This is a genomic window from Burkholderia sp. 4NA327C6 (assembly GCF_005502655.1).
Lineage (GTDB): Bacteria > Pseudomonadota > Gammaproteobacteria > Burkholderiales > Burkholderiaceae > Burkholderia > Burkholderia contaminans.
The window spans coordinates 139032-154881 of the sequence record NZ_SCNZ01000012.1 but is presented as its reverse complement, the minus strand read 5'-3'; the positions used below and the strand labels follow the sequence as shown (position 1 = coordinate 154881).

The 15850-nt window shown below is 68.6% G+C and carries 12 protein-coding genes; 5 read left to right on the top strand and 7 right to left on the bottom strand.

What is annotated here, in order from left to right; translation table 11 throughout:
- Positions 1-336 precede the first annotated feature (336 nt).
- A complete protein-coding gene (locus FFS49_RS15060; protein WP_105816725.1) occupies positions 337-3909 on the top strand; it encodes an indolepyruvate ferredoxin oxidoreductase family protein in 3573 nt (1190 codons plus the stop codon).
- Positions 3910-3998: 89 nt separating this feature from the next.
- Here the strand turns inward: FFS49_RS15060 and FFS49_RS15055 are convergent, their stop codons facing one another.
- Positions 3999-5666: a Na+/H+ antiporter gene (locus FFS49_RS15055; RefSeq protein WP_039346420.1), complete on the bottom strand. Its 1668-nt coding sequence runs from the start codon at positions 5664-5666 to the stop codon at positions 3999-4001.
- A 297-nt stretch (positions 5667-5963) separates the two neighbouring features.
- On the opposite strand from FFS49_RS15055, the gene FFS49_RS15050 reads away from it, so the two are divergent.
- The 4 genes from FFS49_RS15050 (at position 5964) to FFS49_RS15035 (ending at position 9011) form a co-directional block, all read left to right on the top strand.
- Complete coding sequence (locus tag FFS49_RS15050; RefSeq protein ID WP_039346416.1) at positions 5964-7250, top strand: EAL domain-containing protein; 1287 nt, start codon at positions 5964-5966, stop codon at positions 7248-7250.
- A gap of 156 nt (positions 7251-7406) precedes the next feature.
- Complete coding sequence (locus tag FFS49_RS15045) at positions 7407-7790, top strand: hypothetical protein (RefSeq protein ID WP_105816726.1); 384 nt, start codon at positions 7407-7409, stop codon at positions 7788-7790.
- Positions 7787-8191, top strand: a complete 405-nt coding sequence (locus FFS49_RS15040; RefSeq protein ID WP_071335186.1) for a hypothetical protein — start codon at positions 7787-7789, stop codon at positions 8189-8191. The genes FFS49_RS15045 and FFS49_RS15040 overlap by 4 nt, the downstream gene beginning before the upstream one ends.
- Before the next feature lie 94 nt (positions 8192-8285).
- Positions 8286-9011 carry a copper homeostasis protein CutC gene (locus FFS49_RS15035; protein ID WP_039346407.1) on the top strand — a complete coding sequence of 242 codons (726 nt, stop codon included), beginning with the start codon at positions 8286-8288 and terminating at the stop codon, positions 9009-9011.
- A 205-nt stretch (positions 9012-9216) separates the two neighbouring features.
- Here the strand turns inward: FFS49_RS15035 and bioB are convergent, their stop codons facing one another.
- The 6 genes from bioB to FFS49_RS15000 form a co-directional block, all read right to left on the bottom strand.
- The gene (gene bioB, locus FFS49_RS15030) at positions 9217-10239 is read right to left on the bottom strand and encodes a biotin synthase BioB (protein ID WP_071335184.1); all 1023 of its coding nucleotides are present in this window, start codon (positions 10237-10239) and stop codon (positions 9217-9219) included.
- Between the two features lie 62 nt (positions 10240-10301).
- The gene (gene bioD, locus FFS49_RS15025) at positions 10302-11021 is read right to left on the bottom strand and encodes a dethiobiotin synthase (protein ID WP_105816727.1); all 720 of its coding nucleotides are present in this window, start codon (positions 11019-11021) and stop codon (positions 10302-10304) included.
- Positions 11018-12220, bottom strand: coding sequence for an 8-amino-7-oxononanoate synthase (bioF, locus tag FFS49_RS15020; RefSeq protein ID WP_105816728.1), 1203 nt, complete (start codon positions 12218-12220; stop codon positions 11018-11020). Before bioF ends, bioD begins: the two co-directional genes overlap by 4 nt.
- On the bottom strand, positions 12217-13563 hold the full coding sequence (gene bioA, locus FFS49_RS15015) for an adenosylmethionine--8-amino-7-oxononanoate transaminase (protein WP_039346397.1): 1347 nt from the start codon (positions 13561-13563) through the stop codon (positions 12217-12219). Before bioA ends, bioF begins: the two co-directional genes overlap by 4 nt.
- A 399-nt stretch (positions 13564-13962) precedes the next feature.
- A complete protein-coding gene (locus FFS49_RS15005) occupies positions 13963-15312 on the bottom strand; it encodes a HipA domain-containing protein (protein WP_105816730.1) in 1350 nt (449 codons plus the stop codon).
- Positions 15312-15701 carry a helix-turn-helix transcriptional regulator gene (locus tag FFS49_RS15000; protein WP_224755985.1) on the bottom strand — a complete coding sequence of 130 codons (390 nt, stop codon included), beginning with the start codon at positions 15699-15701 and terminating at the stop codon, positions 15312-15314. The genes FFS49_RS15005 and FFS49_RS15000 overlap by 1 nt, the downstream gene beginning before the upstream one ends.
- Between the last annotated feature and the right edge of the window lie 149 nt (positions 15702-15850).

Genomic DNA, 15850 nt, shown 5'->3' with positions numbered 1-15850 from the left:
ATGCACCGCCACGAGGCGCTGAAACCCTTGTCACACGGGGCGCGAGCGTTACCTGCCACCTACCCGGGCCACCGTCGGACCGCCACGCGTTTCCCCGGCAAACGACCCGCCCGCTCCGACACGTCGCCGATCCCGCCCCACCGCCGCGCGCGAAAATTCTCTCAAATCCCGACAAAAAGCTGCGCGGTTTTTCTCACAGACGGCCCGCCCGAGCAAGATGAGAAAAAACATTCTCGGCTGCGCGCGAAAAAATAGAGCCATTCGCAGCCGCCAGTCACGCGTCGCCCGACGCCCTGCCGAGCCGCCCAGAACAGCACAATCCGGAGACATCCCCCCATGACTGCCCGCCTGCCCGTCGACGGCACGCCTGCCCTGTCCGACTACCGCCTGACCGACAACCTGACCGCGACGCGCGGCCGGATCTTCCTGACCGGCACGCAGGCGCTGGTTCGCCTGCTGCTGATGCAGCGCACGGTCGACGCCGAACAGGGGCTCAACACGGCCGGCTTCGTCAGCGGCTATCGCGGCTCGCCGCTCGGCATGGTCGACCAGCAGCTGTGGAAGGCGAAGAAACTGCTCGACGCCGGCGGCGTGCGCTTCCTGCCCGCGATCAACGAGGAACTCGGCGGCACGGCCGTACTCGGCACGCAGCGGGTCGAGGCCGATCCCGAGCGCACGGTCGAGGGCGTGTATGCGATGTGGTACGGCAAGGGCCCGGGCGTCGATCGCGCCGGCGATGCGCTGAAGCACGGCAACGCGTACGGCTCGTCGCCGCATGGCGGCGTGCTCGTCGTCGCGGGCGACGACCACGGCTGCGTGTCGTCGTCGATGCCGCACCAGAGCGACTTCGCGATGATCGCGTGGCACATGCCGGTCGTGAACCCGGCGAACATCGCCGACATGCTCGAATTCGGCCTGTACGGCTGGGCGCTGTCGCGCTACTCGGGCGCGTGGGTCGGTTTCAAGGCGATCTCCGAAACGGTCGAATCGGGCTCGACCGTCGACCTCGACGCGTTGCAGACGCAGTGGCCCGCGCCGGAAGGCTTCACGCCGCCGGCGGGTGGCCTGCACAACCGCTGGCCTGACCTGCCGAGCCTCACGATCGAAGCGCGCCTCGCCGCGAAGCTCGACGCGGTGCGCCATTTCGCACGCACCAACAGCATCGACAAGTGGATCGCGCCGAGCGCGCAGGCGAACGTCGGCATCGTGACCTGCGGCAAGGCGCACCTCGACCTGATGGAAGCGCTGCGCCGCCTCGACCTGACGGTGGCCGATCTCGACGCGGCCGGCGTGCGGATCTACAAGGTCGGCCTGTCGTATCCGCTCGAAATGACGCGCGTCGAAACCTTCGTCGACGGGCTCGCCGAAGTGCTCGTGATCGAAGAGAAGGGCCCCGTCATCGAGCAGCAGATCAAGGACTACCTGTACAACCGCACGGAAGGCGCGCGCCCGCGCGTGCTCGGCAAGCACGACGCCGCCGGCGGCTGCCTGCTGTCGGAGCTCGGCGAGCTGCGTCCGTCGCGCATCCTGCCGGTGTTCGCCGACTGGCTCGCGCGCCACAAGCCGGCGCTCGACCGCCGCGAGCGCGTGGTCGAGCTCGTCGCGCCGCAGATCCTGTCGAACGAGGCGGACGCGGTGAAGCGCACGCCGTACTTCTGCTCGGGCTGCCCGCACAACACGTCGACGAAGGTGCCGGAAGGCTCGATCGCGCAGGCCGGCATCGGCTGCCACTTCATGGCCTCGTGGATGGAGCGCGACACGACTGGCCTGATCCAGATGGGCGGCGAGGGCGTCGACTGGGCCGCGCACGCGATGTTCACCAACACGAAGCACGTGTTCCAGAACCTCGGCGACGGCACCTACTTCCACTCGGGCATCCTCGCGATCCGCCAGGCGGTCGCCGCGAAAGCGAACATCACGTACAAGATCCTCTACAACGACGCGGTCGCGATGACGGGCGGCCAGCCGGTCGACGGCAGCATCTCGGTGCCGCAGATCGCGCGGCAGGTCGAGGCGGAGGGCGTGTCGCGCTTCGTGGTCGTGTCCGACGAGCCGGAGAAGTACGACGGTCATCACGGCCAGTTCCCGCCGGGCACGACGTTCCATCACCGCAGCGAACTCGACACCGTGCAGCGCGAGCTGCGCGAGACGCCGGGCGTCACCGTGCTGATCTACGACCAGACCTGCGCGGCCGAGAAGCGCCGCCGCCGCAAGAAGGGCGAATTCCCCGACCCGGACAAGCGCCTGTTCATCAACGACGCCGTGTGCGAAGGCTGCGGCGATTGCGGCGTGCAGTCGAACTGCCTGTCGGTCGAGCCGCTCGAAACACCGCTCGGCCGCAAGCGCCGCATCGACCAGTCGTCGTGCAACAAGGACTACTCGTGCGTGAACGGCTTCTGCCCGAGTTTCGTGACGGTCGAAGGCGCGGCGCTGAAGAAAGCCGCCGGCGCTGCATTCGACGAAGCCGCGCTGGCCGCGCGCGTCGACGCGCTGCCGGTGCCGGCCACGCATCTCGACGCGGCGCCGTTCGACATGCTCGTGACGGGCGTCGGCGGCACGGGCGTCGTGACGGTCGGCGCGCTAATCAGCATGGCCGCGCACCTCGAAGGCAAGAGCGCGTCGGTGCTCGACTTCATGGGCTTCGCGCAGAAGGGCGGCTCGGTGCTGTCGTTCGTGCGGATCGCATCGAGCGACCGCTGGCTGAACCAGGTGCGCATCGACACGCAGCAGGCGGACGTGCTGCTCGCGTGCGACATGGTCGTCGGCGCGAGCGCCGAGGCGCTGCAGACGGTGCGTCACGAGCGTTCGCGGATCGTCGTCAACACGCACCGGATCCCGAATGCGTCGTTCGTGCAGAACCCCGACGCGAACCTGCACGCGGATGCCCTGCTCGAGAAGATGCGCCACGCGGCCGGCGACGGCTACCTGTCGAGCTGCGACGCGCAGGCGCTCGCCGCGAAGTTCCTCGGCGATTCGATCGGCGCGAACATCCTGATGCTCGGGTATGCATGGCAGCTCGGCCTCGTGCCGGTGTCGCTCGCGGCGATGATGCGCGCGATCGAGCTGAACAACGTCGCGGTGCCGATGAACAAGCTCGCGTTCTCGATCGGCCGGATGGCGGCCGGCGACGCGGCGGGCCTCGATGCGTTGTGGAACGCGCGTCACACGGTGGCCGCGCATGCCGCGCCGGAGACGCTCGCCGAGCTGATCGCCGATCGCGAAGCGCGTCTCGATGCTTACGGCGGCGCACGCTATGTCGAGCGCTATCGTGCGCTCGTGAGCGCGGCACGTGCAAAGGGCGACGACGCGCTGACGCGCGCGGTCGCCACGACGTTCTACCGGCTGCTCGCGGTGAAGGACGAATACGAAGTCGCGCGGCTGTACACGGACGACGCGTTCCGCACGGCGCTCGAAGCGCAATTCGAAGGCGTGCCGGGGCAGGCGTATCGCGTGAAGTTCAACCTGGCGCCGCCGACCGTCGCGAAGGCCGGCCGCGACGGCAGCGCACCGAAGAAGCGCGTGTTCGGCCAGTGGATGTGGCCGGTGTTCGGCATGCTGGCGCGCGTGCGCAGCCTGCGCGGCACGTGGCTCGATCCGTTCGGCCGCACCGTCGAGCGCAGGATGGAGCGTGCGCTCGCCGACGACTACGAGACGACGCTCGCGCGTGCGCTCGCGGCAACGACCGCCAGCAATGCGGCGCAGGTCACGCAACTGGCCGACCTGCACGCACGCGTGCGCGGCTTCGGTCACGTGAAGGTGCGCAACCTGGCCGGCGTGAAGCGCGCGGAGCGCGAGCTCGCACTGCAGCTCGGCATCGAAGCGGCGACGAGCGCGGCCGTGCAGCACGCGCTCGACGAGATGAAGGGGGCGGGGATGCTGAAGGGGATTCCGGTCGTCGTCGCGAAGTAACGCGAACGCGGGCGGATGTGAAAACGGCGACGCTCGAGCGTCGCCGTTTTTTATTGGGCAGCCGCCGCGTTCAGGCAGCCGCCGAGCCTTTAGACAAGGCCTTTCTTGCGCGTCGACAGCGCGGTTTCCGACAGGTCGATCTCGCGGAGCAGCTTCGTCAGCGTCTCGTCGGAAATCTTGCTCTCGCTGCGCAGCCGATACAGCGCGGAGCGTTCGGCGCGCACGGCGGCGATCCGCATCTGCAGTTCCATCGTTTCGGCCTGCTTCGCTTCCGCGCGCGGCGTGGGGCCGTCGTCGGCGAGCGTCGCGAGGCGGCGGCGGTACTGGTCCATCACGCGCGCGGAGATATCCGCGCAGCGTGCAGCGCCCGATTCGTCGAGATCGACCGAGATCGCGTCGTGCGACGAATCGATCGCGCGGATCGCGGCCTGCGCGGCGGCCGCGCGCGCGGCGCGTTCCTCGTCACCGAGCGGGCTGCGCGATGAACGCACGCCGCGCAGCAGCAGCGGCAGGCCGATCACCGCGACGACGAGGGAGCCGAGGATCACGGCCGACGCGACGAAGATCGCTGTATCGCGGCCCGGCAGCGGCACGCCGTCGGACAGCGCGACCGGAATTGACAGCACGCCGGCGAGCGTGACCGCGCCGCGCACGCCGCCGACCGTCATCACCGCGATCGTGCGCACGCCGGCCATCGTGCCCGCGAGGCCGTGGCGCGCGGCGCGACGGCTCGCGAACCAGCGCAGCAGCCAGACCCACAGGAAGCGGATCGCATACAGCGCGAGCATCATCGCGCAGACGTTGAAGATCATCCGGCCGACGAGCGCGTCGCTCGTGTGGTGCGCGTCGACGAGCGTGCGGCCGATGATGTGCGGCAGCTGCAGCCCGAGCATGATGAAGACCATGCCGTTGAACACGAACTCGATCATCGCCCACGTGCTTTCGGCACGCACGCGCGACGCGACGGTGCTTTTACGCGAGAAGCTCGTGTAGTTCATCATCATCCCGGCCGACACGGCCGCCAGCACGCCCGACAGGTCGAGGTGCTCGGCGAACAGGTAGGCCGCGAACGGCACGAGCAGCGTCATCACGATGCCGGGGGCCGGATCGCCTTCCTGCTCGGCGTTCAGGAAGCGGGTCGACAGCGCGCTGAACGCCCACGACACGATCGCGCCCGTCGCAAGCCCGCCGGCCGCGACGATCACGAACGTGACCGATGCGTCGCGCAGCGAGAACATGCCCGTCAGTGCGGCGGCGATCGCGAATTTCAGCGCGACGAGGCCCGACGCGTCGTTCATCAGCGCCTCGCCTTCGAGGATGTGCATCAGCTGCGGCGGAATGCGACCCTTGCCGGCGATCCCGGACAGCGCGACCGCGTCGGTCGGCGACAGCACGGCCGCGAGCGCGAACGCGATCGGCAGCGGCAACTCGGGTATCAGCCAGTGCGCGAAGTAGCCCACTGCGAGTACCGTCATGAACACGAGCCCGAATGCGAGCATCAGGATCGCGCGGCGTTGCAGGTACAGCTCGCGCTTCGGAATCCGCCAGCCGTCCGCGAACAGCAGCGGCGGAATGAACAGCAGCATGAAGATTTCGGGATCGAACGTGACGTGCAGGTTCAGCTTCGGCCACGCGAGCATCGCGCCGAACGCGATCTGCATCAGTGGCAACGGCAGTTGGAACGGCAGGATGCGTGTGACGGCGCCGGACAGCGCGACGGTCAGCAGCAGGATCAGGACTGTGAAGACGATTTCCATCGATACGGCGAATACGGGGAATGAAACGATCGTACGGAGTGTAGCCTGCTGGCGTAACGGCTGCGTTCGAGCGGCCGGTGCGCGCGCACGAAAATGGTGCGCTCGACCTGCGCCGGGATGGTGCGGCAACCCGGCGCGAGCCGCGCGGCGCAAGGGTTGTCGGCGCCTTGCACGGAGCTTGCTTGATATGGGGCAGCCGCCCGGCGTCGACCGGGCAACCGAGGGTCCAACCAAGACAATGCACGCGCCGCTCGCTGTGTCGGGCGCCGCGTTCGAAGGCAATACCAGGAGGAACGCATGACGATCGTGCAACAGGAGCGTCCGGCCGCCGCGTCGCCGTACCGGTTCGAGCGGGAGGTGAGTTCCGGCTTCGAACGTCTGGCGACGCAGCACCGCGACATGACGCTGACGACCGTATTCCAGCCGATTTTCAGCCTGTCGCACCAGCGTGCGGTGGGTTACGAGGCGCTGCTGCGCGCGCACGATGCGCTCGATCGCGCCGTGTCGCCGCTCGACGTGTTCGGCGAAGCCGCGCGCCAGGGCGAGCTGCTGCAGCTCGACCGGCTCGCGCAGGCGCTGCATCTCGAGAACTTCGCGCTGCTCGGCGCCGAGCGCGAGTGGCTGTTCCTCAACGTGCATCCGGGCGTGCTCACCGACCCGTTCCAGGCGGCCGCGCTGCTCGCGAACCTGAAGCGGCTCGGCATGCCGCCGCGCCGCGTCGTGCTCGAAGTGCTCGAACAGCGCGCGGAAGACGTCGAGCGGCTCGCCGAGGCCGTGCGCGAATTCCGCACGCACGGCTTCCTGATCGCGCTCGACGATTTCGGCGCGGGTCACTCGAACCTCGAGCGGATCTGGCAACTGAACCCGGACATCGTGAAGCTCGACCGGATCATGCTGTCGCACGCGGCGCACCGTACGGGGCTCACCGCGATCCTGCACGGGCTCGTGACGCTGCTGCACGAGGCCGGCAAGCTGGTGCTCGTCGAGGGCATCGAGACCGAGCACGAGGCGCAGATCGCGCTGTCGTGCGAGGCCGATTTCGTGCAGGGCTACTATTTCGGCCGGCCGGCGCCGGGGCTGCCGGACAGCGCGGCCGCGACGGGCTGCATCGGCGAGCTGACCGAGCGCTTCCGGCAGCAGACCGACGCGCGCGAGCGGCGCGATGCGCAGCGGCTCGCGCCGTACCTGCGCGCGTTCGAACGTGCGGCCGAGCGTCTCGCGGCCGGCGAGCCGCTCGACGAGGTGTGCTGGAACTTCCTCGCGCTCGACGCGGCCGCGCGCTGCTTCCTGCTCGACGCGCACGGCCGCCAGTCGGGCCGCAACGTCGTGCTGCGCGCCGACCGCGCACTTGCCGAGGCACGCTTCTCGCCGCTGGCCGACGCGCAGGGCGCGAACTGGCTGCGCCGGCCGTATTTCCGCTCGGCGATCGCCGAGCCGGGGCGCGTGCAGGTCACGCGGCCTTACCTGTCGATCAACGAGGCGCAGCCGTGCGTGACGCTGTCGGTGGCCGTGCGCATCGGCGACGCGCAGCGCGTGCTGTGCGGCGATATCGACTGGCGCGACGACGAAGCGGACGCCGGCTAGCGCCGCGCGCACCGGCGCCGGCGGATGGGGCGAGCGGAACGGGGCGGCCGTTGCGTTCGCCTTGCGCTTCCCCGACAATGGCCCGACCGCGGCCATCGTGACCGCGAGCGCGCCGTCCCGGGGGCCACCATGGCGGCGAATAACAAGGAAAACACAATGAAAAGACCGATTTCGCTGACCATTCTCGCGTGGATCATCATCGTGACCAACGCGATCACGTGCGTCTATACGCCATTCACGATCGGCATGCCGACCACCCAGGCGCTGCTGTCGCACTACCTGCTGCCCGTCTGGGCGACGCTCGGCATCAGCGTGATCCTCGAAGCCGTGAACGTCGTGATCGGCATCGCGATCCTCAAGGGCCGCGAATGGTCGCGCAAGGCCTATATCGCGACGGCCGTGCTCGGCTTCGCGTTCTCGTTCGTCAACATGCCGACGTCGATGTATGCGGTGCTGATTCCCGGCGTCCTGCTGTTCGCGCTGTTCGTCTATCTGCTGTTCCGGCGTCCCGCGACCGCGTATTTCCAGGCGAACGCATGAGCTTCGCGCGCAATGCGCTCGCGATCATGCTGTTCACGATCGCGGGCATGTGCGTGATCACCGCGCAGATGATGGCGTTCATGAAAGTCGGCCACGCGGGCGCGACCGTCGTATTCGTCGCCGTGCTGTTCGCGGTGTCGGCCCTGTTGCTCGCTGCGGGCGCGTTTGCCGGCGCATTCCGGCCGCGTGCGCGCGGCGCGGGCATCGTGTTGCTCGTCGCGGCCGCGACCACCGCGCTCGGGATGGTGGGCTGGGGGATGCTCGTGCTCACACCGGCGATCGTCGACGTGATGCAGCAGCAGGGCGCGTACTTCAACGCGCGCATGTTCCGGTTCGCGCCCGGCACCGCGGTGACCGGCTTGTCCGCGCTCGTCGGCGTGTGGCTCGTGCGGCGCGGTTGACTGCGTCGTTCACGGCGCCGCGGCCGGCACACTGGCGTCCGTCACGCGGCTCGGCTAGGATGCGCGAATTGTCCAGACGAATCGCGGGCCGCCCATGAACCGAAACGCCGCCTCCTCCGTTCTCCTCGAAGTGATCGCCACGACCGTCGGCGATGCGAAGGCCGCCGCCCGCGCGGGCGCCGACCGCCTCGAACTCGTGACCGCGATCACCGAAGGAGGGCTGACGCCGAGCGTCGGCCTGATCGAAGCCGTCGTGGCCGCCGTGCCGATCCCCGTCAACGTGATCGTGCGACCGCACAGCCGGTCGTTCGTCTATGACGCCGACGATCTCCGCGTGATCGAACGCGACGTGCGTGCAGCCGTCGCGGCCGGTGCGAACGGCGTCGTGTTCGGCGCGCTCGACGCACGCGGCGACGTCGATCTCGACGCACTGGCGCGCATCGCGGCCGCAGCGGACGGTCGCGCACTGACCTTCCACCGCGCGTTCGACGTCTCGCGCGATCTCAACGCCGCATTCGACGCGCTGCTGCGCGTGCCGTCCGTCACGTCGGTGCTGACGTCGGGCGGCCATCCGTCGGTGCTCGACGCGGTCGCGACGATCACGCGGCTGGTGCGGCAGGCGGCAGGCTCGACCTGCACGGTGCTGGCCGGCTCGGGGCTCACGGTCGATGCGGTCGGCGATTTCGTCCGCGCGACCGGCGTGCGCGCGGTGCATTTCGGTTCGGGCGTGCGGCCGCGCGGGGAGGTGCTGGCGCCGGTCGATCAATCACTCGTCGAGCGCGTGCGCGCGGCGATCGACGGCGCGGCGGCACACGTGTGACGCACACGGCGGACGGTAGCGGCCGCTGCCGTGCGCGCCGATACGACACACAGATACGCCGGCGGGAAGCGGGGGCCACATGACGGGCGAGTCACCTGCTAGGCGGGACGGCGCGCGAGGCTTTCCGGTGCAGACGATCGGATGAAAAAAGCCGGGACGTATCCCGGCTTTTTCATGTGGCGAACGAACTCGCCGTGCGTGCCGCTTACGCGTTCGCCGTCATCGCGTCCGCATCGCTCGAACGGATGCCGAGGCGTTCGAACAGCGCGCGGTCCTTCTGCGACTGCGGGTTGCTCGTCGTCAGCAGCTGGTCGCCGTAGAACATCGAGTTCGCGCCGGCGAGGAAGCACATCGCCTGCAGGCCGTCGTCGAGCTGCTCGCGGCCGGCCGACAGGCGCACCACGGCCTTCGGCATCGTGATCCGCGCCACCGCGATCGTGCGCACGAATTCGAACGGGTCGAGAGGCGCGGTGCCTTCGAGCGGCGTGCCTTCGATTGCGACGAGGTTGTTGATCGGCACCGAATCCGGATACGGGTTCAGGTTCGCGAGCTGCGAGATCAGGCCCGCGCGTTCGCGGCGCGATTCGCCCATCCCGATGATGCCGCCGCAGCACACGTTGATGCCCGCGTCACGCACGCGGTCGAGCGTGTCGAGGCGATCCTGGTAGGTGCGCGTCGAGATCACCTGGCCGTAGAACTCCGGCGACGTGTCGAGGTTGTGGTTGTAGTAGTCGAGGCCCGCGCTCGCGAGCTCCTGCGCCTGTTCGTCTTCCAGCATGCCGAGCGTCATGCAGGTCTCGAGGCCGAGTTCCTTCACGCCGCGCACCATCTCGGTCAGCGCAGGCATGTGGCGCTCCTTCGGGTTGCGCCACGCGGCGCCCATGCAGAAGCGGCTCGCGCCGTTCGCCTTCGCCGCGCGCGCGGCGTCGAGCACCGCGTCGACGTCCATCAGCTTCTCGGCCTTCAGGCCCGTGTCGTGGTGCGACGACTGCGAGCAGTAGCCGCAATCTTCCTCGCAGCCGCCCGTCTTGATCGACAGCAGCGTCGACAGCTGCACTGCATTCGCGTCGAAGTGCTCGCGGTGCACCTGCTGCGCGCGGAAGATCAGGTCGTTGAACGGCAGCTCGAACAGCGCGACGACGTCGGCGACGCGCCAGCGCTGCGAGACCGGAGCGGCCACGGGAATCGCGTCGGGTTGCACGGTGGCGGCAGTCTGGGCTTGGGTCATATCGTTTTCCTGTCCTGGTCGGGGATGAGGGATCGGGGGATCGGGGATCTGTTTCGGTTGGGTCAATGCTGCGCGGCGCGCAGCGTCTCGACGAGCGCGGCGATGTCGAGCATCGCCGCGGCGGATTCGGGATCGGCCGGGCTCATGTGCGGAATGCGGCCGAGCAGCGGCGCGCCGTGCTCGCGCTCGAGCCAGTCGCGCATCGTTGCAATGTTCTCGTCGGGGAACGACATCGCCGGGTCGACGTGGTTCGCGACCCAGCCGGCGAGCGTGAGGCCGCGCGCGGCGATCGCGTCGGCGGTCAGCAGCGCGTGGTTGATGCAGCCGAGCCGCACGCCGACCACGAGCACGACCGGCACGCCGAGCGCGACCGCCAGATCGGCCATGTCCTGCGTGTCGTTCATCGGCACGCGGAAGCCGCCGGCGCCTTCGACGACGACGATCTCCGCGCGCGTCAGCGCTTCGCGATGGCAGGCGACGATCGTGTCGATGTCGAGCGTCACGCCTTCCTGCGCGGCGACGATATGCGGCGCGGCCGGTGCCTTCAGCAGGAACGGCGTGCGCAGCTCGGGCGGCAGCACGACGTTCGCGGCCGCGTCGAGCTGGTCGGCATCCTCGTTGCGCCACACGCCGTCGCGTTCATACGCGCCGGCCGCGACGGGTTTCAGTGCGGCCGCGCGCAGGCCATGTCGCGCGAAGGCGTGCAGCATCGCGGCCGATACGAAGGTCTTGCCGATTTCGGTGTCGGTGCCGGTAACGAACAGCGAGAGCGGGGCGGTCATGTCGCGGTCTCCTGCACGGCCTGCGCCTCGCTGGCTTCGATCAGCGCGGCTTCCAGCCGCGCGAGATCGTCGAACGAATGCGCGGCCGACAGCGACACACGCAGCCGCGACGTGCCGACGGGCACCGTCGGCGGCCGGATCGCGGGCACCCACAGGCCATGCGCGTCGAGCGCGCGCATCGCCGTGAGCGTTGCGTCGTTGCTGCCGATCACGAGCGGCTGCACGGCCGTGTGCGAATCGACCGGCTGCCAGCGCGTGTTGCGCAGCAGCGCGCGCGTGCGCTCGATCAGCGCGGCGAGATGCGCGCGTCGCGCGTCGCCTTCGTCGCCCGCGATCACCTTCAGGCTGGCCGATACCGCGTGCGCGACGGCCGGCGGCGCGGCCGTCGTGAAGATGTAGCTGCGCGCGCGCTGGATCATCCATTCGATCACGGTCTCGTGCGCGATCACGAACGCGCCCGCGACGCCGGCGGCCTTGCCGAGCGTGCCGACGTACACGAGATGCGGCGAGCGCAGCGCGGCGGCCGCGAGCGCGCCGCGGCCCTGCGGGCCGAGCACGCCGAAGCCGTGCGCATCGTCGACGACGAGCCACGCGCCGTGGCGTTCGGCCAGCGCGACGAGCTCGGCGAGCGGCGCGATGTCACCGTCCATGCTGAACACCGTGTCGCTGACGATCAGCTTCGTTTCGGCATCCGATGCGTCGAGCAACGCGGCGAGCGCGGCCGTGTCCGCATGCGGATAGACCTGCACGTTCGCGCGCGACAGCCGCATGCCGTCGATCAGCGACGCGTGGTTCAGCGCGTCGGAGAAGATCGTCGCGCCCTTGGTCGTCAGCGCTGTCATCGCGGCGAGGTTCGCCATGTAGCCGGTGCTGAAGTACAGCGCGCGCGGCGCGTCGGAGAAGCCGCCCGAGAAGGCGGCGAGTTCTTCCTCGAGCGTCGCATGCGCACGCGAATGGCCGCCGAGCAGGTGCGAGCCGCCGCTGCCGGAGCCGTAGCGCTGCGCGCCTTCGGCGAACGCGGCGACGAGCGCCGGATGCGCGGCGAGGCCGAGATAGTCGTTGCTCGCGAAGCCGACGATCTCACGGCCGTCGACGGTCATGCGCGCATCGCACGCGGTGTCGGCGGTGCGGCGCACGCGGCGCAGCCCTTGCGCGTCGAGCTCGGCGAGGCCGCGTTGCAGGGTATCGAGCAGGCTCATCGGACGAGACCCTCCAGCGTCGCATCGAGCGTGTCGCGCGTGCTTTGCGCGAGCCACGCGATGTCGTCGTCGCTCATCACGTACGGTGGCATCAGGTACACGGTCGTGCCGATCGGGCGCAGCAGCAGCTCGCGTTCCAGCGCGCGTTCGAAGAAGCGTCGCGAGAAGCCGCGCGCCGCGTCGCCGTCGAGCGCGACGTCGAACGCGAACAGCGTGCCGCGCTCGCGCAGGTGGCGCACCTGCGGGTGGGCGTCGAGCGGCGCGAGCGCTGCGCGCAGCGTCGCCGACTTGCGGGCATTGGCCGCGAGCACGTCGTCGCGCTCGAACAGGTCGAGCGTCGCGACCGCCGCGCGGCACGCGAGCGGGTTGCCGGTGTACGAATGCGAGTGCAGGAAGCCGCGCGTCGTGTCGTCGTCGTAGAACGCGGCGAAAACATCGTCGCGCGTGAGCACGAGCGACAGCGGCAGGTAGCCGCCGCTGATGCCCTTCGACAGGCACAGGAAATCGGGCCAGACGCCGGCCTGCTCGCATGCGAAGAAGGTGCCGGTGCGGCCGCAGCCGACCGCGATCTCGTCGGCGATCAGGTGCACGCCGAATTCGTCGCACAGCGCGCGCAGGCCGCGCACGTACGACGGATCGTGCATCGCCATGCCGGCTGCGCACTGCACGAGCGGCTCGACGATCAGCGCGGCGATCCGGTCGCCGCGTTCGACGAACAGGCGCCGCACGTCGGCCAGCGCACGGCCCGCGACGTCGGCGGCCGTTTCGCCCGGCAGCGCGCCGCGTGCGTCGGGTGACGCGACGACGTGTGCATGGCGGATCAGCGGGTCGTACGCGTCCTTGAACAGCGCGACGTCGGTCACGCCGAGCGCGCCGATCGTCTCGCCGTGATAGCTGTTCGCTACACAGACGAATTCCTGCTTGTTCGCGCGGCCGCGGTTGCGCCACGCGTGGAAGCTCATCTTCAGCGCGATCTCGACCGCCGACGCGCCGTCCGACGCGAAGAACGCATGGCCGAGCGTGCGCGCGGTGAGCGCGTGCAGCCGCTCCGCGAGCTCGATCGCGGGCTCGTGCGTGCAGCCGGCGAGCATCGCGTGCTCGAGCGTGTCGAGCTGGTCCTTCAGCGCCGCGTTGATGTCCGGGTTCGCATGGCCGAACAGGTTGACCCACCACGAGCTGATCGCATCGAAGTAGCGGCGGCCGTCACGGTCGTACAACCACAGGCCCGCGCCGCGTGCGACGGGGATGAGCGGCAGGCGCTCGTGATGCTTCATCTGGGTGCAGGGATGCCAGACCGCGCGCAGGCTGCGCGCGACCCAGTCGTCGGTGGCTGGCGTACTCAAGGCGACTCCGGGGGATAAAACGGCTGCGCGGCATCGTCGGGATGCCGCGCGGCGGGACACGAAACGCGCTGAGATTAGCGTGTTCCGCGACCCGTTGCACTACCGGTTACAAACGCTGCGAAGCCTTGCCCGGCGGGAGTTCGGCGCAGATCGGGGCGGCTCGGGACGGTACGGTTCAGATGTCCCGAAATGACCGCAGATGACGACGTTCGAGTGAGCCCCCCCAACCGAAAAAAATCGTGGGCTGGGTGGGGCGTGACGGCGCAGAAATAGGGGGAATGATGAAATGGGTGGTTTGTGGCGACACAGGGAGATCGAACGACCCAGCGTCTTGCGTTGCCCGATCGACGGAGGCCATGCATGGCAAGGCGCCGGGACGGACGCCGATGGAAGGTGAGATCAGGGCAACGCTTTACGTAGCGTCGAGTGGGATACGTCATCGATGTGGCGGAACGCCGGCGCGATATTGTCGATTTCCTTGCCGGGCACGCCGCGCTCCTCGAACCACGTCTTCCACTCGCGGGTCGGTTGCCAGACTTCCGCAATCGCGAGTCCGGCATCCGTTTTCGACAGACCGAACGCATCCCGGGCGTCGAACGCGTTGTCCAGCGTCGCGAGCCGGCCTTGCGGCCCGATGCCAAGATGCAGATAGCGCTCGTGCGCGCTGCTCGGCCGGGGCAGGACATCGTACAGCGGGCTGAGGCGCCAGCCGGGGAGGCGGGGGTCGTGGATGAATCCGTGGTTGCGCAGGTGGTCGTCGTCGTTGCTCACGAGAATGTTGAAGACCATCCGCTTGAACAGTTCCCGGTTGTCGGTGCGAATGGCATCGATGTGTCCATGCTGCCGGATCGCGTGCGCGACGTCCTGGTAACTTTTCGCCATCGATTCCATCTCGGAGCAGCCGACCAGGGTCAACGCACTCGCGAAGGGGAGTCTTCGCTCGGTCGTTCCGGCGCGAGGGGGCAGGTATAACGCGTCGTCGCCGCGAACGGTGTCGAATTCGGGGTGGGTCCAGTACCGATCGAATCGGCGGATCAACATGACCTGACGGGTTCCCGCGTCGACGATGCGGGTGGGCGGTACCCGAATGCCGCACCGTGCCGCCAGACGAAGCGTGGCTTCTTCGATGACCGTCAGGTTCAACCGATCGCCGAGACTCGGGAATTTGGCCAGCCACAACACGCCGTCGTCGTCGCGCACCGTCGCCTTCGGGCGAGCACCGCCGAGGCCGCTCCCTTGTACGAAGATGGCCTCGAGTTCGGCGGGCACGGTCTCGCCTTCCTCGATGCGCGCCGCCGAATTGACCAGGTATTCGAGGTTGAGCAGGCCATTGCCCGTCTGCGGGCCGGGAGGCGTGTCCAGGCTCTCCCGAACATCGAGTGCGCCGATCCGCTGACTGCCGGCGTGCAGGAGATAGGTGGACTCGGGCAGCGCGTTGGCTTTGGCCCTGAGCTTGGCTTCGATGACACGTCGCCCCCATGCATCGGGCGCGGCGTCGCGAATACCGCCGAACTGCGTCAATCCGCCCACCGGAAAGTTCATCTTGCCGCGTATCTCGTCCTTTCTTGCGAGGCCCAAGCTGACCGGGTCGATTTCGATGGCGTTGGGCCGGCCGAGATAGCGCAAGCCGTATGCGAAGCTCGACGCCTGCAGGCTCACGCCGTCTTCGGTCATTTCGAGCAGGCCGGCGGGTACCCAGTCATCGTCAAGATAGGCAAACACCGCGAGTCTTTTGACGACGGCAGCCATCAGAAGTCCAGATCCTTGAGTTCGTTGTCGGTGAGCGAGCGCACACGCCGGCCGCGTTCGCGGGCCGCTTGAGCCTTGAGCGACGGATCCGTTCCAGAGAGCAGTTCCAGCAGGGTCGTTCCTGGCGCAATCGCGTCGAGATACCGAAGCCACTGCCCGAGGGCGACGCCAGGATCGCCTTTCTCGATACGATAGGCGGTATTGCGCGAGAGCCCGGCGCGGGTGGCCGCCTCGTTTTGCTGAACGCGGCGCGAAACGCGCAGACGGGCGAGCGCTTCGCCAACGCGGGCGGCTTCCGCGAGAACGGTTGGGCTGGCCGCAGCGGCTTGATTGACCTTCATGTTCGTAAAATCAATCGTTATGTCGATAGGGATCGAAATAACGAGCATGATAGATCATGCCTACGCGAATTCAAGCTGAATGCTCGTAAAAACGAGCGTTACATGGATTGCGCTCGATTTTACGAGCGTGAGCGGTGCGTGAAGCGAGGCGCTGCGATGGCCTCGGCGTGACGTGCGAGGGGGAAGTGACGGACTTG

Coding starts and splice junctions, on each gene's coding strand:
- FFS49_RS15060 (WP_105816725.1), top strand. CDS start 337: ATGACTGCCCGCCTGCCCGTCGACGGCACGCCTGCCCTGTCCGACTAC.
- FFS49_RS15055 (WP_039346420.1), bottom strand. CDS start 5,666: ATGGAAATCGTCTTCACAGTCCTGATCCTGCTGCTGACCGTCGCGCTG.
- FFS49_RS15050 (WP_039346416.1), top strand. CDS start 5,964: ATGACGATCGTGCAACAGGAGCGTCCGGCCGCCGCGTCGCCGTACCGG.
- FFS49_RS15045 (WP_105816726.1), top strand. CDS start 7,407: ATGAAAAGACCGATTTCGCTGACCATTCTCGCGTGGATCATCATCGTG.
- FFS49_RS15040 (WP_071335186.1), top strand. CDS start 7,787: ATGAGCTTCGCGCGCAATGCGCTCGCGATCATGCTGTTCACGATCGCG.
- FFS49_RS15035 (WP_039346407.1), top strand. CDS start 8,286: ATGAACCGAAACGCCGCCTCCTCCGTTCTCCTCGAAGTGATCGCCACG.
- bioB (WP_071335184.1), bottom strand. CDS start 10,239: ATGACCCAAGCCCAGACTGCCGCCACCGTGCAACCCGACGCGATTCCC.
- bioD (WP_105816727.1), bottom strand. CDS start 11,021: ATGACCGCCCCGCTCTCGCTGTTCGTTACCGGCACCGACACCGAAATC.
- bioF (WP_105816728.1), bottom strand. CDS start 12,220: ATGAGCCTGCTCGATACCCTGCAACGCGGCCTCGCCGAGCTCGACGCG.
- FFS49_RS15005 (WP_105816730.1), bottom strand. CDS start 15,312: ATGGCTGCCGTCGTCAAAAGACTCGCGGTGTTTGCCTATCTTGACGAT.
- FFS49_RS15000 (WP_224755985.1), bottom strand. CDS start 15,701: ATGCTCGTTATTTCGATCCCTATCGACATAACGATTGATTTTACGAAC.